Origin of the sequence: Pseudomonas sp. R1-6 (assembly GCF_051132115.1) — a bacterium.
Lineage (GTDB): Bacteria > Pseudomonadota > Gammaproteobacteria > Pseudomonadales > Pseudomonadaceae > Aquipseudomonas.
Genome location: NZ_CP071662.1, coordinates 3,500,417 through 3,514,248, shown reverse-complemented (window position 1 = coordinate 3,514,248; position 13,832 = coordinate 3,500,417). Strand labels below are relative to the sequence as shown.

14 protein-coding genes and 1 pseudogene are annotated in these 13,832 nt (G+C 60.2%); 9 read left to right on the top strand and 6 right to left on the bottom strand.

Annotated elements, in window-relative coordinates; genetic code table 11:
- Positions 1 to 75 precede the first annotated feature (75 nt).
- Positions 76 to 843, bottom strand: a complete 768-nt coding sequence (locus J3P81_RS15785) for a UDP-2,3-diacylglucosamine diphosphatase (protein ID WP_434559683.1) — start codon at positions 841 to 843, stop codon at positions 76 to 78.
- Complete coding sequence (locus J3P81_RS15780; RefSeq protein WP_420765819.1) at positions 840 to 1,343, bottom strand: peptidylprolyl isomerase; 504 nt, start codon at positions 1,341 to 1,343, stop codon at positions 840 to 842. The genes J3P81_RS15785 and J3P81_RS15780 overlap by 4 nt, the downstream gene beginning before the upstream one ends.
- Before the next feature lie 248 nt (positions 1,344 to 1,591).
- Here J3P81_RS15780 and J3P81_RS15775 point away from each other — a divergent pair, with 248 nt between their 5' ends.
- The 3 genes and pseudogenes from J3P81_RS15775 to J3P81_RS15765 form a co-directional block, all read left to right on the top strand.
- On the top strand, positions 1,592 to 3,289 hold the full coding sequence (locus tag J3P81_RS15775; protein WP_420765820.1) for a glutamine--tRNA ligase/YqeY domain fusion protein: 1,698 nt from the start codon (positions 1,592 to 1,594) through the stop codon (positions 3,287 to 3,289).
- A 21-nt stretch (positions 3,290 to 3,310) separates the two neighbouring features.
- Positions 3,311 to 4,693, top strand: a complete 1,383-nt coding sequence (gene cysS, locus J3P81_RS15770; RefSeq protein ID WP_434559681.1) for a cysteine--tRNA ligase — start codon at positions 3,311 to 3,313, stop codon at positions 4,691 to 4,693.
- 216 nt (positions 4,694 to 4,909) lie between these two features.
- A pseudogene (locus tag J3P81_RS15765) lies at positions 4,910 to 4,995 on the top strand (DUF2214 family protein); the annotation flags it as partial.
- A gap of 194 nt (positions 4,996 to 5,189) precedes the next feature.
- Here the strand turns inward: J3P81_RS15765 and csrA are convergent.
- Entirely contained in the window at positions 5,190 to 5,384 is a 195-nt protein-coding gene (csrA, locus tag J3P81_RS15760) for a carbon storage regulator CsrA (RefSeq protein WP_003179932.1), read from the bottom strand.
- Positions 5,385 to 5,631: 247 nt separating this feature from the next.
- Here csrA and J3P81_RS15755 point away from each other — a divergent pair, with 247 nt between their 5' ends.
- Positions 5,632 to 5,994, top strand: coding sequence for an SPOR domain-containing protein (locus J3P81_RS15755; protein WP_420765822.1), 363 nt, complete (start codon positions 5,632 to 5,634; stop codon positions 5,992 to 5,994).
- 132 nt (positions 5,995 to 6,126) lie between these two features.
- On the opposite strand, the gene J3P81_RS15750 is transcribed toward J3P81_RS15755, so the two are convergent.
- The 3 genes from J3P81_RS15750 to J3P81_RS15740 form a co-directional block, all read right to left on the bottom strand.
- Positions 6,127 to 6,816: an endonuclease gene (locus J3P81_RS15750; RefSeq protein ID WP_434559679.1), complete on the bottom strand. Its 690-nt coding sequence runs from the start codon at positions 6,814 to 6,816 to the stop codon at positions 6,127 to 6,129.
- A gap of 5 nt (positions 6,817 to 6,821) precedes the next feature.
- Positions 6,822 to 7,121 carry a DUF1654 domain-containing protein gene (locus J3P81_RS15745; protein WP_434559677.1) on the bottom strand — a complete coding sequence of 100 codons (300 nt, stop codon included), beginning with the start codon at positions 7,119 to 7,121 and terminating at the stop codon, positions 6,822 to 6,824.
- 155 nt (positions 7,122 to 7,276) lie between these two features.
- A complete protein-coding gene (locus tag J3P81_RS15740) occupies positions 7,277 to 8,365 on the bottom strand; it encodes an asparaginase (protein WP_420765825.1) in 1,089 nt (362 codons plus the stop codon).
- A gap of 314 nt (positions 8,366 to 8,679) precedes the next feature.
- Here J3P81_RS15740 and J3P81_RS15735 point away from each other — a divergent pair, with 314 nt between their 5' ends.
- The 5 genes from J3P81_RS15735 (at position 8,680) to J3P81_RS15715 (ending at position 13,826) form a co-directional block, all read left to right on the top strand.
- Complete coding sequence (locus J3P81_RS15735) at positions 8,680 to 9,126, top strand: hypothetical protein (protein WP_434559675.1); 447 nt, start codon at positions 8,680 to 8,682, stop codon at positions 9,124 to 9,126.
- A 134-nt stretch (positions 9,127 to 9,260) separates the two neighbouring features.
- On the top strand, positions 9,261 to 10,220 hold the full coding sequence (locus J3P81_RS15730) for a sugar ABC transporter substrate-binding protein (protein ID WP_420765827.1): 960 nt from the start codon (positions 9,261 to 9,263) through the stop codon (positions 10,218 to 10,220).
- 55 nt (positions 10,221 to 10,275) lie between these two features.
- Positions 10,276 to 11,829, top strand: a complete 1,554-nt coding sequence (locus J3P81_RS15725) for a sugar ABC transporter ATP-binding protein (RefSeq protein WP_434559673.1) — start codon at positions 10,276 to 10,278, stop codon at positions 11,827 to 11,829.
- Positions 11,826 to 12,803, top strand: a complete 978-nt coding sequence (locus tag J3P81_RS15720; RefSeq protein ID WP_039592822.1) for an ABC transporter permease — start codon at positions 11,826 to 11,828, stop codon at positions 12,801 to 12,803. Before J3P81_RS15725 ends, J3P81_RS15720 begins: the two co-directional genes overlap by 4 nt.
- A 3-nt stretch (positions 12,804 to 12,806) precedes the next feature.
- Complete coding sequence (locus J3P81_RS15715) at positions 12,807 to 13,826, top strand: LacI family DNA-binding transcriptional regulator (protein ID WP_420765829.1); 1,020 nt, start codon at positions 12,807 to 12,809, stop codon at positions 13,824 to 13,826.
- Positions 13,827 to 13,832: the final 6 nt, after the last annotated feature.

Sequence of the window (13,832 nt, the reverse complement as noted above, 5' to 3'; positions counted from 1 at the left end):
GATTGCGGACTCATATCCAACATTTTCGTTGGCTGATACACCGCTATCGCGAGCAAGCTCGCTCCCACAGGGGATTTATATTGGATCGGGGATTGCGTCGGGTGCCGGCAGTTGTGGCGGCGGGGCAAACCCGAACGGCGCCAACGCAAACCCTTGTTCATCTACCTGCAACGCCCACCCTTGCTTGTCCCAATCCCCCAGCACGATGCGTCTCGCTGCGTGTTCGCCCAGTTGCAGCTTATGGATGGCGGGGCGGTGGGTGTGGCCGTGGACCAGGGTCTTCACGCCGTACTGCTGCATGATCAGCGGGATCTCTTCGGGCGTGACGTCGACGATGTCGTTGGCTTTCATCCGCGTCTGCGTGCGGCTTTCGCTGCGCAGTTTGCGCGCCAGTTTCTGGCGGCTGCCCAGTGGCAGGTGGCGCAGGATGAACAGCGTGACCGGGTTGCGCAGCCAGCGGCGCAGCTTCATGTAGCCGATATCCCGCGTGCAGAGGCTGTCGCCGTGCATCAGCAATACAGGTTCACCGTTGAACTGCACGACGCTCGGATCCTGGAGCAAGGTGCAGCCAGCCGCTTTGCAGAACGCCTGCCCGAGCATGAAGTCGCGATTGCCGTGCATGAGAAAAATGGCCGTGCCGCTGTCGCTCAATTCGCGCAGGGCCTGGCAGATGGAACGCTGGAACGGCGTCATGGCATCGTCGCCGATCCAGGCTTCGAAAAAGTCGCCCAGGATGTACAACGCTTGCGCCGCACGGGCGCGTGTGGCGAGCAGATCCAGAAACGCCCGGGTGATGTCCGGGCGCTCCTCTTCCAGATGCAAGTCTGAAATCAGCAATATCACTCAATGATCTCGGCTTTCTCGATGATCACGTCTTCTGCCGGGACGTCCTGATGGCCGGCCTTGGAGGTGGTGGACACGCCTTTGATCTTGTCGACCACATCGGTGCCGGCGGTGACTTTACCGAATACCGCATAGCCCCAGCCCTGGACGTTCTTGCCGCTGTGGTTCAGGAAGCTGTTGTCGGCCACGTTGATGAAGAACTGCGCGGAGGCCGAATGCGGCTCCATGGTGCGGGCCATGGCGACGGTGTATTTGTCGTTGGAAAGACCGTTGTCGGCTTCGTTCTGGATGCTTGGGCGCTTGTCTTTCTTTTCCTTCATGCCCGGTTCGAAACCACCGCCCTGGATCATGAAGTTGCCGATGACACGGTGGAAAACGGTGTTTTCGTAGTGGCCGGCCTTGACGTATTCAACGAAGTTGGCAACGGTGATCGGTGCCTTTTCGGCGTTCAGTTCCAGGACGATGTCGCCATGGTTGGTGGTCAGTTTGACTTGGGTCATGATTACTACTCTTCAAGGAATTCGTGGGTTTGGGGGGCGCGGGCGCCCGCAACCGGTCTGGCCGCAATCGCCAGGTTGGGCAGTTTAGCGTGCCATGCACGAATTTCGAGGCTGTTTTTCATCGGGTCATCGATTAAATTCAATCGTTTGCCGGCTCGGCCTGTCAGGTGCTTGACAGCATCGGCTATGATACGGGCTTTGATTTATCAGGCCGCACCCGGCCGCGCACTTGTATGTTCAAGGATCCTATGAGCAAGCCCACTGTCGACCCTACCTCGAATTCCAAGACCGGCCCGGCCGTGCCGGTCAATTTCCTGCGCCCGATCATCCAGGCGGACCTGGATTCGGGTAAGCATACGCAGATCGTCACCCGCTTCCCGCCGGAGCCCAACGGCTACCTGCACATCGGTCACGCCAAATCCATCTGCGTGAACTTCGGCCTCGCCGAGGAGTTCGGTGGCGTCACGCACTTGCGTTTCGATGACACCAACCCGGCCAAGGAAGACCAGGAATACATCGACGCGATCAAGAGCGACGTCAAGTGGCTGGGTTTCGAATGGGCGGGCGAAGTGCGCTATGCCTCGCAATATTTCGACCAGTTGCATGACTGGGCGGTCGAGCTGATCAAGTCCGGCAACGCCTACGTGTGCGACCTGACCCCGGAGCAGGCCAAGGAATACCGTGGCAGCCTGACCGAACCGGGTAAGAACAGCCCGTTCCGCGACCGCAGCGTGGAAGAGAACCTGGACCTGTTCGCCCGCATGCGCGCCGGTGAGTTCCCGGACGGCGCCCGCGTGCTGCGCGCCAAGATCGACATGGCCTCGCCGAACATGAACCTGCGCGACCCGATCATGTACCGCATCCGTCATGCCCATCACCACCAGACGGGCGACAAATGGTGCATCTATCCGAACTATGACTTCACCCACGGCCAGTCGGACGCCATCGAAGGCATCACGCATTCGATCTGCACGCTGGAATTCGAAAGCCACCGTCCGCTGTACGAATGGTTCCTGGAGCACCTGCCGGTGCCGGCCAACCCGCGCCAGTACGAATTCAGCCGCCTGAACCTGAACTACACCATCACCAGCAAGCGCAAGCTCAAGCAACTGGTGGACGAAAAGCACGTCAACGGTTGGGATGACCCACGCATGTCGACGTTGTCGGGCTTCCGCCGTCGTGGCTACACGCCGAAGTCGATCCGCAATTTCTGCGAGATGATCGGCACCAACCGTTCCGACGGCGTGGTGGACTTCGGCATGCTGGAATTCAGCATCCGTGACGACCTCGACCACAGCGCGCCGCGCGCCATGTGCGTGTTGCGTCCGCTGAAAGTCGTCATCACCAATTACCCGGAAGGCCAGGTCGAGAACCTCGAACTGCCGTGCCACCCGAAGGAAGACATGGGCGTACGCGTCCTGCCGTTCGCCCGGGAAATCTACATCGACCGTGAAGACTTCATGGAAGAGCCGCCCAAAGGCTACAAGCGCCTGGAACCTGCCGGCGAAGTGCGCCTGCGTGGCAGCTACGTGATCCGCGCCGATGAGGCCATCAAGGACGCCGACGGCAATATCGTCGAGCTGCGTTGCTCCTATGATCCCGACACCCTGGGCAAGAACCCGGAAGGTCGCAAGGTCAAGGGCGTGATCCACTGGGTGCCGGCCGCCGCGAGCGTCGAGTGCGAAGTGCGCCTGTACGATCGCCTGTTCCGTTCGCCGAACCCGGAGAAGGCCGAGGACAGCGCCAGCTTCCTGGACAACATCAACCCTGACTCCTTGCAAGTACTCACTGGTTGTCGTGCCGAGCCTTCGCTGGGCAACGCACAGCCGGAGGACCGTTTCCAGTTCGAGCGCGAAGGTTACTTCTGCGCGGATATCAAGGACTCGAAACCCGGTGCTCCGGTGTTCAACCGTACCGTGACCTTGCGCGACTCCTGGGGTCAGTGATCAAGTCTTAAGGGAAACCCTGTGCTTACGATCTACAACACGCTCACCAAGAGCAAAGAAGTCTTCAAGCCGCTGGATGGCAACAAGGTGCGCATGTACGTCTGCGGCATGACCGTGTACGACTATTGCCACCTGGGTCATGGCCGCAGCATGGTCGCCTTTGACCTGGTGACCCGCTGGTTGCGTTTCAGCGGCTACGACCTGACCTACGTGCGCAACATCACCGACATCGACGACAAGATCATCAATCGCGCCAACGAGAATGGTGAAGCGTTCGATGCGCTGACCGAGCGCATGATCAAGGCCATGCACGAGGACGAGGCGCGCCTCAACATCCAGAAGCCGGACCTGGAGCCCCGTGCCACCGATCACATCCCGGGCATGCTGGCGATGATCCAGACCTTGATCGACAAGGGCTATGCCTACGCACCGGGCAATGGCGACGTGTACTACCGCGTCGCCAAGTTCATGGGCTACGGCAAACTGTCGCGCAAGAAGATCGAAGATTTGCGCATCGGCGCACGCATCGAAGTCGACGAGTCGAAGGAAGACCCGCTGGACTTCGTGCTGTGGAAAGGCGCCAAGCCGGGCGAGCCGAGCTGGGAGTCGCCGTGGGGCGCCGGGCGTCCGGGCTGGCACATCGAATGCTCGGTGATGTCCACCTGCTGCCTGGGCGAGACTTTCGACATTCATGGCGGCGGCAGCGACCTGGAATTTCCGCACCACGAAAACGAAATCGCCCAGAGTGAAGCGGCCACCGGCAAGACCTACGCCAATGCCTGGATGCATTGCGGCATGATTCGCATCAATGGCGAGAAGATGTCCAAATCCTTGAACAACTTCTTCACCATCCGCGACGTGCTCGATAAGTACCATCCGGAAGTCGTGCGTTACCTGCTGGTGTCGAGCCACTACCGCAGCGCCATCAACTATTCGGAAGATAACCTCAAGGATGCCAAGGGCGCCCTGGAGCGTTTCTACCATGCGTTGAAAGGCCTGCCGAGCGTGCCACCTGCCGGTGGTGAAGCGTTCGTGGCACGGTTTACCGAAGTGATGAACGATGACTTCGGCACGCCGGAAGCGTGCGCGGTGCTGTTCGAGATGGTGCGTGAGATCAACCGCCTGCGCGAGAGCGATCTCGATGAGGCGGCCGGCTTGGCGGCGCGCTTGAAGGAACTGGCCAGTGTTCTGGGTGTGTTGCAGCTCGAAGCCGATGACTTCCTGCAGGCCGGTGCCGAAGGCCGCGTCGACGCTGCCGAGGTCGACGCGCTGATTCAAGCACGGCTCGCGGCGCGGGCCAACAAGGACTGGGCCGAATCCGACCGCATCCGCGACCAGCTCACTGCCATGGGCGTGGTGCTGGAAGACGGGAAGGGCGGGACGACCTGGCGTTTGGCGGACTAACATCTCTTAGAACGCGCAATACCCACTGTGGGAGCGAGCAAGCTCGCTCCCACAGTTTTTTGCATTTCAATTGATTCTGACCGATCGCTCGACATCCCTGACGGGAGCCTTCCCATGCTTTTCCGCTGATCTGTCGCGGCCACCCATCTGCTGGCGTTTGCCTTCGAGTTCTGGGCGGTGCTGACCTTCGGCATGGCGCTGCGGCGCTGGCAAGTGGCGCGGATCAGCCACCTGCAAGCGTTGCTGTTGATCGTGTGGTCGTGGCGGCCACGGGCATGACCCGTGGCGTGCGCTTGGGCTGACCGGCGCTAGCGCCTGCTTCATCGCCATTAAAACGAAACGTCTGACAGCCATGGTGTGGGGCATGCCAGTAGTATCGGTTCCGGGTTGATTGGATTTACAAGGCGGGATTGGACAGGGTGCGGCTCGGTCGGCATGCATCTTTAGCCAGCCATTGCGGCGATGCAAACGGGCTGGCTGCGGACTGCGGCAGGGCTCAGGGCGTTTGCGGTTTGTCAGGGGCAGTGAGGCCGGCCTGGATGCGCTGATAAATTTCTTCGCGATGCACCGCAACGTTTTTCGGGGCGTTGATGCCGATCCGGACCTGTTGGCCGCTAACGCCCAGAATGGTGATCGTGATGTCGTCACCAATGTTTATGCTTTCACCGACTTTGCGGGTGAGTATCAGCATGGTGTTCTCCTTGATTGCTTTATAGGGCACCTGATTCAGACAGTGCAGATGTCGGTACTGCTTATAGATTAGTGCTAAGTGTCACAATGTGTGTGCCTCTTTCTGACGTGCAGATGCTGCATTAATTCCCAGGGTGCGACTATACAGAGACGTTGGAGAGGATTCTCGTGTTTTGCGCACTGTTTAGGGCGTTTCCGGCGAAACTGGATGCTAAAATCCTCGCTTCATGTCTTGCGGGGGAATCGTTGTGCGTAAATTGGCTTGGGTAATTGCGGTACTGGCGCTGGCGGGATGTGGGGAAGGGCGCGACGTCGAAGCACCCAAGCCGAAGCCGGCGGCGACCTCCACGCCGGCAGTCGCGGCGCCGCAGTGGGCTGTCGAGGTGCGAGGCCAGACGCCCCAGGCCGTCAGCGACCTGACGGGCTGGCTGATCGAGCACAGCTTCATGTCCAGTGTCGTCAGGGAAAATGGCAAGGATCGGGTCCTGGTCGGGCCGTTGGGTTCCGAGGCTGAAGCTCAGGCGAAACAGGAGCAGATCAATGCTGCGCTGGTACGAGCCAAGAAGCGCAACATCGAGACCTTGGTCGTGGACTTTCCGCCAGCACGATAATCAGACAAAACCAAACCTGTGGGAGCGAGCTTGCTCGCGATAGAGCCGTTGCCAGTCAGCGTCAATGTTGCGGGTCCACCGCCGTCGCGAGCTCGCTCCCACAGTTGAGCTGTGCCGTTCGTATAGGCCAGGTCAGCCGCAGGCCTTCAAGTCCACCGGTCCGACGAATTCGTTTCCACGCCCCATCACGCATGCCACGCTCTGGTTGCGCTGGCGCTCCCACGCTTGCACCGGGTAGGTCTTGTCCCAGGCTTCGTACAGGCGCCGGTCCTGTTTGGAGAGCCGCAGGCCATATTGTTTGCTCATGTAAAAATAGGTCCTGGCGATCATCCCGCGGATGGAAGGGCGGGGCATGACTTTTTTGGCCTTGAAGTCCACCTGGGTCAGGCACGAGCCGTATTGGCCCTTCTGCACCGGCAACCAGCCGAAGCTGAAGTTGCTGCGATCGCCATTGACCTCGCCAATGCTGGGCACCAGGTTGTGAAGGTCGGCCTCGGCCCGTTGGTAGACCGGGTCGTAGCGAGTGCAGTTCTTGCGCCCACCTTGTTGCCAGCATTGACGCTGATGGCCGATATGCCAGGCCGGAACGATATGTTCCCACTCGATGCGGGCGGCGCGACTGGCGTTTTTGCGGGGTACATAACCGCAGGCGGAGAGGTTCACGCGGTTGCCGGTGTATTTGCAGCCGCAGTAGAACTCGGTGGATTGGGGGGCATAGAGCTTCCAGGCGACTTTCTTGGCTTCGTTGAAGGTACGGGGCGCTCCAGCCTGTGCGCCCATGGCAACGAAGCCGAGCAATAAAACCAGACAGCGGAAATTCATCAAGCTCAATCTTCCTTCGGCACAACCCAGAAAACCTGCACGCCGCCATCGTCGCGATAGGCGAGGGTGACGTTGTCGTTCTCGTCGATTTCTGCCAGCAGGCGTTCCCATTCCTCCACCGGCTCATCGGGCAGGCGAAAGATCAGAGCGGCCTTGGCATTTTGTGCGGTGGGCGCGTTGATGATCTTCGAGACCCGTAGACCGAGTCGTGCATAGGAATCTAAGGGGGTAGTTGCAGCGGAGGGCATGGCCACAGGATTATCCTTATCAAGCTGTACGTGCATACAGTATTTAACCGTAGGCATTTACGCAACTGCTTAAATTTCAAGAAAATCGTCTGACAGCGCTTTTTTCATTTTGATGTAGGACGAAGGTGATTTTTTACCGGACCTGGTAATGGGCCCGTGGGGCGGATGATGAAAAAAGCGGTGCCCGACCGGTCTCGGTCGGGCGGGGGAAATCAATATTCCCAGAAAATTCGCTGCAACTCCTTGCTGTCCTGGGTCTTGGTCAGGGCAACCATTGCCAGGATACGGGCCTTTTGAGGATTCAAGTCGTGGGCTACGACCCAGTCGTATTTGTCGTCAGGCTGTTCGGCGTTTCGCAGTACGAAACCACCTGCGTTGGCGTGTGACGAACGAATGATCTGCACGCCTTCCTTGCGCAAGGCCTGCAACGAAGGAACGACGCGCGAAGACACCGAACCGTTGCCGGTGCCGGCGTGGATGATCGCCTTGGCGCCGGATTGGGCCAGGGCCTTGTACGCGGTGTCGCTGACGTTGCCGTAGGAGTAGGCAATTTCCACGTCCGGCAGGCTCTTGATGGTCTTGATGTCGAACTCCGAGCCGGAGGTGTGACGCTTGGCCGGCAGGCGGAACCAGTAGGATTTGCCTTCCACCACCATGCCCAGCGGGCCCCACGGGCTTTTGAATGCCTCGGTCTTGATGTTGATCATCTTGCTCACATCACGGCCCGACTGGATTTCATCGTTCATGGTCACCAGTACGCCCTTACCGCGCGCTTCCTTGCTGCTGGCGACCGCCACGGCGTTGTAGAGATTGAGCATGCCATCGGCAGACATTGCGGTGCCGGGCCGCATCGAGCCGACGACAATGATCGGTTTGTCGGTTTTCTCGACAAGATTCAGGAAATAAGCGGTCTCCTCCAGCGTGTCGGTGCCGTGGGTGATGACGATGCCGTCGACATCCTCGCTGTCGGCCAGCTCGGCGACACGGCGTCCCAGTTGCAAAAGGTTTTCGTTGGTGATGCTCTCCGATGCGATCTGCATCACCTGTTCGCCGCGCACGTTGGCCAACCGGCTGAGCTCCGGTACGCCGGCGATCAGTTGTTCGATACCGACCTTGGCTGCCTGGTAGGTGGCGCTGTTGGCGGAGCTCGCGCCGGCGCCGGCGATGGTGCCGCCCGTGGCGAGGATGACGACGTTGGAGAGCTTTTGCTCAACCGGGTTTTCTTTCGCCTGAAGGGCGCTGGGCAGGAGCAGCAAGAGGGCCAAAGCGCCCGGAACAAGAGTCTTTAAGGCAGATGTCATTATTTTTCTCTCTAGTCATGAGGATTCATCTAGATGCTCTGGCAGACCTGAATGCCGAGAGCACTCCTCTCAGAGCACGATCCGTACCACTGCTGCGCAAGCGTGGGTCTACCTTCTAACGCCTTGAAAATCAAAACGATGTGTATTTGAGGAGATGCCCCTTCGGTGGATGCATGGCCGGATTTCCGAACATCAAGCTGTTTGCTGTTCGGTTAACCGGAGCAGAACGGTCTGAAGGAAGGTTGGGTTGTGAGGCTAAAGAAAACGCGCCAATGGACGATCTACCTTGTAGGAATTCATTCATGGAGCGAGACATGAGCTTTTCAATCGGCTTTCCAAATGCCGCCGCCGTCACCATCGGCGGTAAATCCGCAGCGACGTTGAATGCCTTGAGCGAGGCAACCGCCGATGCTGCCGACCAAGCCCTTGGCGAAACGCAAGCGCCCGGTAAGGTGCGCGCGAACCTGCATACCGACGCCGAGAGCAAGACCGAAAAAAGCGACAGCACCCAAAGCATCGCCATGAAAGTCCTGCTCAAGCGCATGCAAGAGCTACAGCAGCAACTGCGTGAGCAACAGCAGCAGCTCGCCGCTGCGCAGGCGCGTCCTTATTCCACGCCTGAAGCCAAGACTGCCGCGATCATGGCCATCCAGGGACAGATCGCCGATACCACCGGTGCGCTGCAGGAAGTCACGGGCAGCTTGATCAAGGAATTGGCGAAGGATTCCAGTTCGGGGACGCTGGTCAACACCACGGCTTGATCCACAATGTTCCGGATAAAACCGGAGCGTTGACAAAACGCCGATGCTTTACCATAGTTCATTCCACGCAAACGTTTGCGCAGTCGTCGTATGACGATTTTTGCTCACAATAATCATAAAATCGGAGTGAACCCATGAAGCTGCCATTCGCTGGTCGCCTGCTCGCCGTTGCCATGCTCGCGACCGCATCCGCTGCGCTGCCTTTCTCCTCGGCGCTCGCCCAGACTCCCGAAAAACCCAAGGTTGCCCTGGTCATGAAATCCCTGGCCAACGAATTCTTCCTGACGATGGAGGATGGCGCCAAGGCTTATCAGAAAGAACACTCCGCCGACTTCGACCTGATCTCCAACGGGATCAAGGATGAAACCGACACCGCCAACCAGATCCGCATCGTCGAGCAGATGATCGTGTCCAAGGTCGACGCGCTGATCATCGCGCCTGCCGATTCCAAGGCCATGGTTCCGGTGATCAAGAAAGCCGTCGATGCCGGCATCACTGTGATCAACATCGACAATCAACTCGATCCAGCGGTGGTCAAGAGCAAGAACATTACGGTGCCTTTCGTAGGCCCTGACAACCGCAAGGGCGCTCGCCTGGTGGGCGAATACCTGGCCAAGGAGCTCAAGGCTGGTGACGAGGTGGGTATCATCGAAGGCGTGTCAACCACCACCAACGCCCAGGCGCGTACTGCGGGCTTCAAGGATGCGATGGAGGCCGCGCAGATCAAGGTCGTTTCCCTGCAATCGGGCGATTGGGAGATCAACAAGGGCAACCAGGTTGCCTCGTCGATGCTCAGCGAATACCCGAACATCAAGGCGCTGCTGGCCGGCAACGACAGCATGGCGGTAGGTGCGGTCTCGGCCGTGCGCGCGGCTGGCAAGGCGGGCAAGGTGCAAGTGGTCGGCTACGACAACATCAACGCCATCAAGCCGATGCTCAAGGACGGCCGTGTCCTGGCAACCGCCGACCAGTTCGCTGCCAAGCAGGCGGTGTTCGGCATCGAGACCGCATTGAAAATGCTCAAGGGCGAAAAAGTCGACAGCGGCGCCAACGGCGTTATCGAAACTCCGGTCGAGCTGGTGACCAAGCAGTAATCCTGGCGACACAACGGCGCTCGCCCGTCCGGGTGGGCGCATTGGAGAGTTTGTTATGTCCGTTCGCGACCCGAACGCTGTCCTGTGCGTCAGCGGTATCGGCAAGACCTATGCCCAGCCGGTACTGAGCGATATCAACCTGACGTTGATGCGCGGTGAAGTGCTGGCGTTGACCGGTGAAAATGGCGCCGGCAAAAGTACCTTGTCCAAGATCATCGGTGGGCTGGTCACGCCGACGACGGGGCAGATGCAGTTCCACGGGCAGGATTACCGTCCCGGCAGCCGGACCCAGGCGGAAGAGCTGGGCGTGCGCATGGTGATGCAGGAACTCAACCTGCTGCCGACTCTTTCCGTGGCCGAGAACCTGTTCCTCGACAACCTGCCCAGCCACGGCGGCTGGATCAGTCGCAAGCAATTACGCAAAGCGGCGATCGACGCCATGGCCCAGGTGGGGCTCGATGCAATCGATCCCGACACGCTGGTCGGTGAACTGGGCATCGGTCATCAGCAGATGGTCGAGATCGCCCGCAACCTGATCGGCGATTGCCATGTGCTGATTCTCGATGAGCCGACCGCGATGCTAACGGCCCGCGAAGTCGAAATGCTCTTCGAGCAGATCACCCGCTTGCAGGCCCGCGGCGTCTCGATCATTTATATCTCCCATCGTCTTGAGGAACTGGCGCGGGTGGCCCAGCGCATTGCGGTGCTGCGCGACGGCAACCTGGTCTGCGTCGAGCCGATGGCCAACTACAACAGTGAGCAGTTGGTGACGCTGATGGTCGGTCGGGAGCTGGGCGAGCATATCGACCTGGGCCCGCGCCAGATCGGCGCCCCCGCGCTGACCGTGAAGGGCCTGACCCGTTCCGACAAGGTCCGCGATGTGTCGTTCGAAGTTCGCAGCGGTGAAATCTTCGGTATTTCCGGGCTGATCGGGGCAGGGCGCACGGAGCTGTTGCGGTTGATCTTCGGCGCGGATGTAGCCGACAGCGGTACGGTGGCACTGGGCTCGCCAGCCAATGTGGTCAGCATCCGTTCCCCGGCCGATGCGGTGGCCCACGGCATTGCCTTGATCACCGAGGATCGCAAGGGCGAGGGCTTGCTGTTGAGCCAATCCATCGCCGCCAACATCGCGCTGGGCAACATGCCGGAGATATCCAGTGCCGGCCTGGTCAATGGCAGCGCGGAGCAGGCCTTGGCGCAGCGGCAGATCGACGCCATGCGCATCCGCAGTTCCAGCCCGACGCAGCTGGTGTCCGAATTGTCTGGCGGCAACCAACAGAAAGTGGTGATCGGCCGTTGGCTCGAACGCGATTGCTCAGTACTGCTGTTCGACGAGCCGACCCGTGGCATCGACGTCGGCGCCAAGTTCGATATTTATGCGTTGCTGGGTGAACTGACTCGCCAGGGCAAGGCGCTGGTCGTGGTCTCCAGTGACCTGCGGGAACTGATGTTGATTTGTGACCGGATCGGTGTGCTTTCCGCCGGGCGTCTGATCGACACATTCGAGCGCGACAGCTGGACCCAGGATGACTTGCTTGCCGCCGCGTTCGCCGGCTACCAGAAACGTGATGCGCTGCTCAACGAAGCGGCGCCTAGGGATCTCTCATGAAAACCGCACCTGCCGTCGGCAAATCCAATGGCAACTTTTATGGTCTGGGCACTTACCTGGGCCTGGCTGGCGCCTTGCTCGCCATGGTCGCGCTGTTCTCGGTCCTGAGCAGCCACTTTCTTTCCTACGACACCTTCAGCACCCTCGCCAACCAGATCCCCGATCTCATGGTGCTGGCGGTCGGCATGACCTTTATCCTGATCATCGGCGGCATCGATTTATCGGTGGGCTCGGTGCTGGCGTTGGCGGCTTCGACGGTCAGCGTGGCGGTGCTGGGCTGGGGCTGGAGCGTCTGGCCATCGGCCTTGCTTGGCATGGCCGTGGCGGCATTGGCGGGCACGGTCACCGGTTCAATTACCGTGGCATGGCGTATCCCGTCGTTCATCGTTTCGCTGGGTGTGCTGGAAATGGCCAGGGGGCTGGCGTACCAGATGACCGGCTCGCGGACCGCCTATATCGGCGACTCCTTCGCCTGGCTGTCCAATCCGATTGCCTTCGGTATTTCGCCTTCGTTCATCATCGCCTTACTGGTGATCTTCGTTGCCCAAGCGGTGTTGACCCGCACGGTGTTCGGGCGCTACCTGATTGGCATCGGCACCAATGAAGAAGCCGTGCGCTTGGCCGGCATCAACCCCAAGCCCTACAAGATCCTGGTGTTCAGCCTGATGGGCTTGTTGGCCGGTGTTGCGGCGCTGTTCCAGATTTCTCGCCTGGAAGCGGCGGACCCCAACGCAGGCTCGGGGCTCGAGCTGCAAGTCATCGCCGCCGTGGTCATCGGCGGCACCAGCCTGATGGGCGGGCGCGGCTCGGTCATCAGCACCTTTTTCGGCGTGCTGATCATTTCGGTGCTGGCGGCAGGCCTGGCCCAGATCGGCGCGACCGAGCCGACCAAACGCATCATCACCGGCGCGGTGATCGTGATTGCAGTGGTGCTCGATACGTACCGCAGCCAGCGCGCCAGTCGGCGGGCTTGAACCATGGCGACGATCAAGGATGTGGCGGCGCTTGCCGGGATTTCCTACACGACCGTGTCCCATGTGGTGAACAAGACGCGGCCGGTCAGTGACGAGGTGCGGCGCAAGGTCGAGGCCGCCATCGAACGGTTGGACTATGTGCCCAGCGCCGTGGCGCGCTCGCTCAAGGCCAAGACCACGGCCACCATTGGTCTGCTGGTGCCCAACAGCCTCAACCCGTACTTTGCCGAGCTGGCTCGGGGGATCGAGGATTATTGCGAGCGCAATGGCTACTGCGTGATCCTATGCAATTCCGACGACAACCCGGACAAGCAGCGCAGTTATCTGCGGGTGCTGCTGGAAAAACGTATCGACGGATTGATCGTGGCGTCGGCCGGGGGCGATGTCGGCCTGGCTGAGGGCCTGACCAACGTGCGCACGCCCATGGTGATCGTTGACCGTGGCCTCGATGGCGTCGATGCGGACCTGGTCCGTATCGACCATGAATATGGCGCGTACCTGGCCACCCGGCATCTGCTGGACCTGGGCCATCGCGACATTGCCTTCATTGGCGGGCCGGCGGACACCAGCGTGGCACAGATGCGCCTGGCGGGTTATTGCCGTGCGCTGAAGGAGGCGGGGATCGAGCTGCCCGTCGAGCGCATGCTCGAGAGCGATTTCACCAGCATCGGCGGTTACCGTGCGGCGGCCCAATTGCTTGGGCAACGGCCGCCCAGCGCGATTTTCGCGGCCAACGACATGATCGGCATCGGTGCATTGCGCGCCGCCGCCGAACGCAATGTGCGCGTGCCCAGTGAGCTGTCGATCATCGGTTTCGACGATATACAGATGAGCCGTTATGTCTACCCGGCGCTGACCACTGTGGGGCAGTCGATCCTGGACCTGGGCGAGATGGCGGCCGAGGTGTTGCTGCGGCGCATCGCAACGCCGGGGCTTGCCACTGACCAGCGGATCGTGACGCCCAGCATTGTCTTGCGAGAATCGACTGCACCGGTGCCCGGTACATTCGCCCAATACCGCTGAACCGAA

Coding starts and splice junctions, on each gene's coding strand:
- J3P81_RS15735 (WP_434559675.1), top strand. CDS start 8,680: ATGAGCTTTTCAATCGGCTTTCCAAATGCCGCCGCCGTCACCATCGGC.
- J3P81_RS15780 (WP_420765819.1), bottom strand. CDS start 1,343: ATGACCCAAGTCAAACTGACCACCAACCATGGCGACATCGTCCTGGAA.
- J3P81_RS15775 (WP_420765820.1), top strand. CDS start 1,592: ATGAGCAAGCCCACTGTCGACCCTACCTCGAATTCCAAGACCGGCCCG.
- J3P81_RS15740 (WP_420765825.1), bottom strand. CDS start 8,365: ATGACATCTGCCTTAAAGACTCTTGTTCCGGGCGCTTTGGCCCTCTTG.
- J3P81_RS15715 (WP_420765829.1), top strand. CDS start 12,807: ATGGCGACGATCAAGGATGTGGCGGCGCTTGCCGGGATTTCCTACACG.
- csrA (WP_003179932.1), bottom strand. CDS start 5,384: ATGCTGATACTCACCCGCAAAGTCGGTGAAAGCATAAACATTGGTGAC.
- J3P81_RS15730 (WP_420765827.1), top strand. CDS start 9,261: ATGAAGCTGCCATTCGCTGGTCGCCTGCTCGCCGTTGCCATGCTCGCG.
- J3P81_RS15745 (WP_434559677.1), bottom strand. CDS start 7,121: ATGCCTACGGTTAAATACTGTATGCACGTACAGCTTGATAAGGATAAT.
- J3P81_RS15750 (WP_434559679.1), bottom strand. CDS start 6,816: ATGAATTTCCGCTGTCTGGTTTTATTGCTCGGCTTCGTTGCCATGGGC.
- J3P81_RS15720 (WP_039592822.1), top strand. CDS start 11,826: ATGAAAACCGCACCTGCCGTCGGCAAATCCAATGGCAACTTTTATGGT.
- J3P81_RS15725 (WP_434559673.1), top strand. CDS start 10,276: ATGTCCGTTCGCGACCCGAACGCTGTCCTGTGCGTCAGCGGTATCGGC.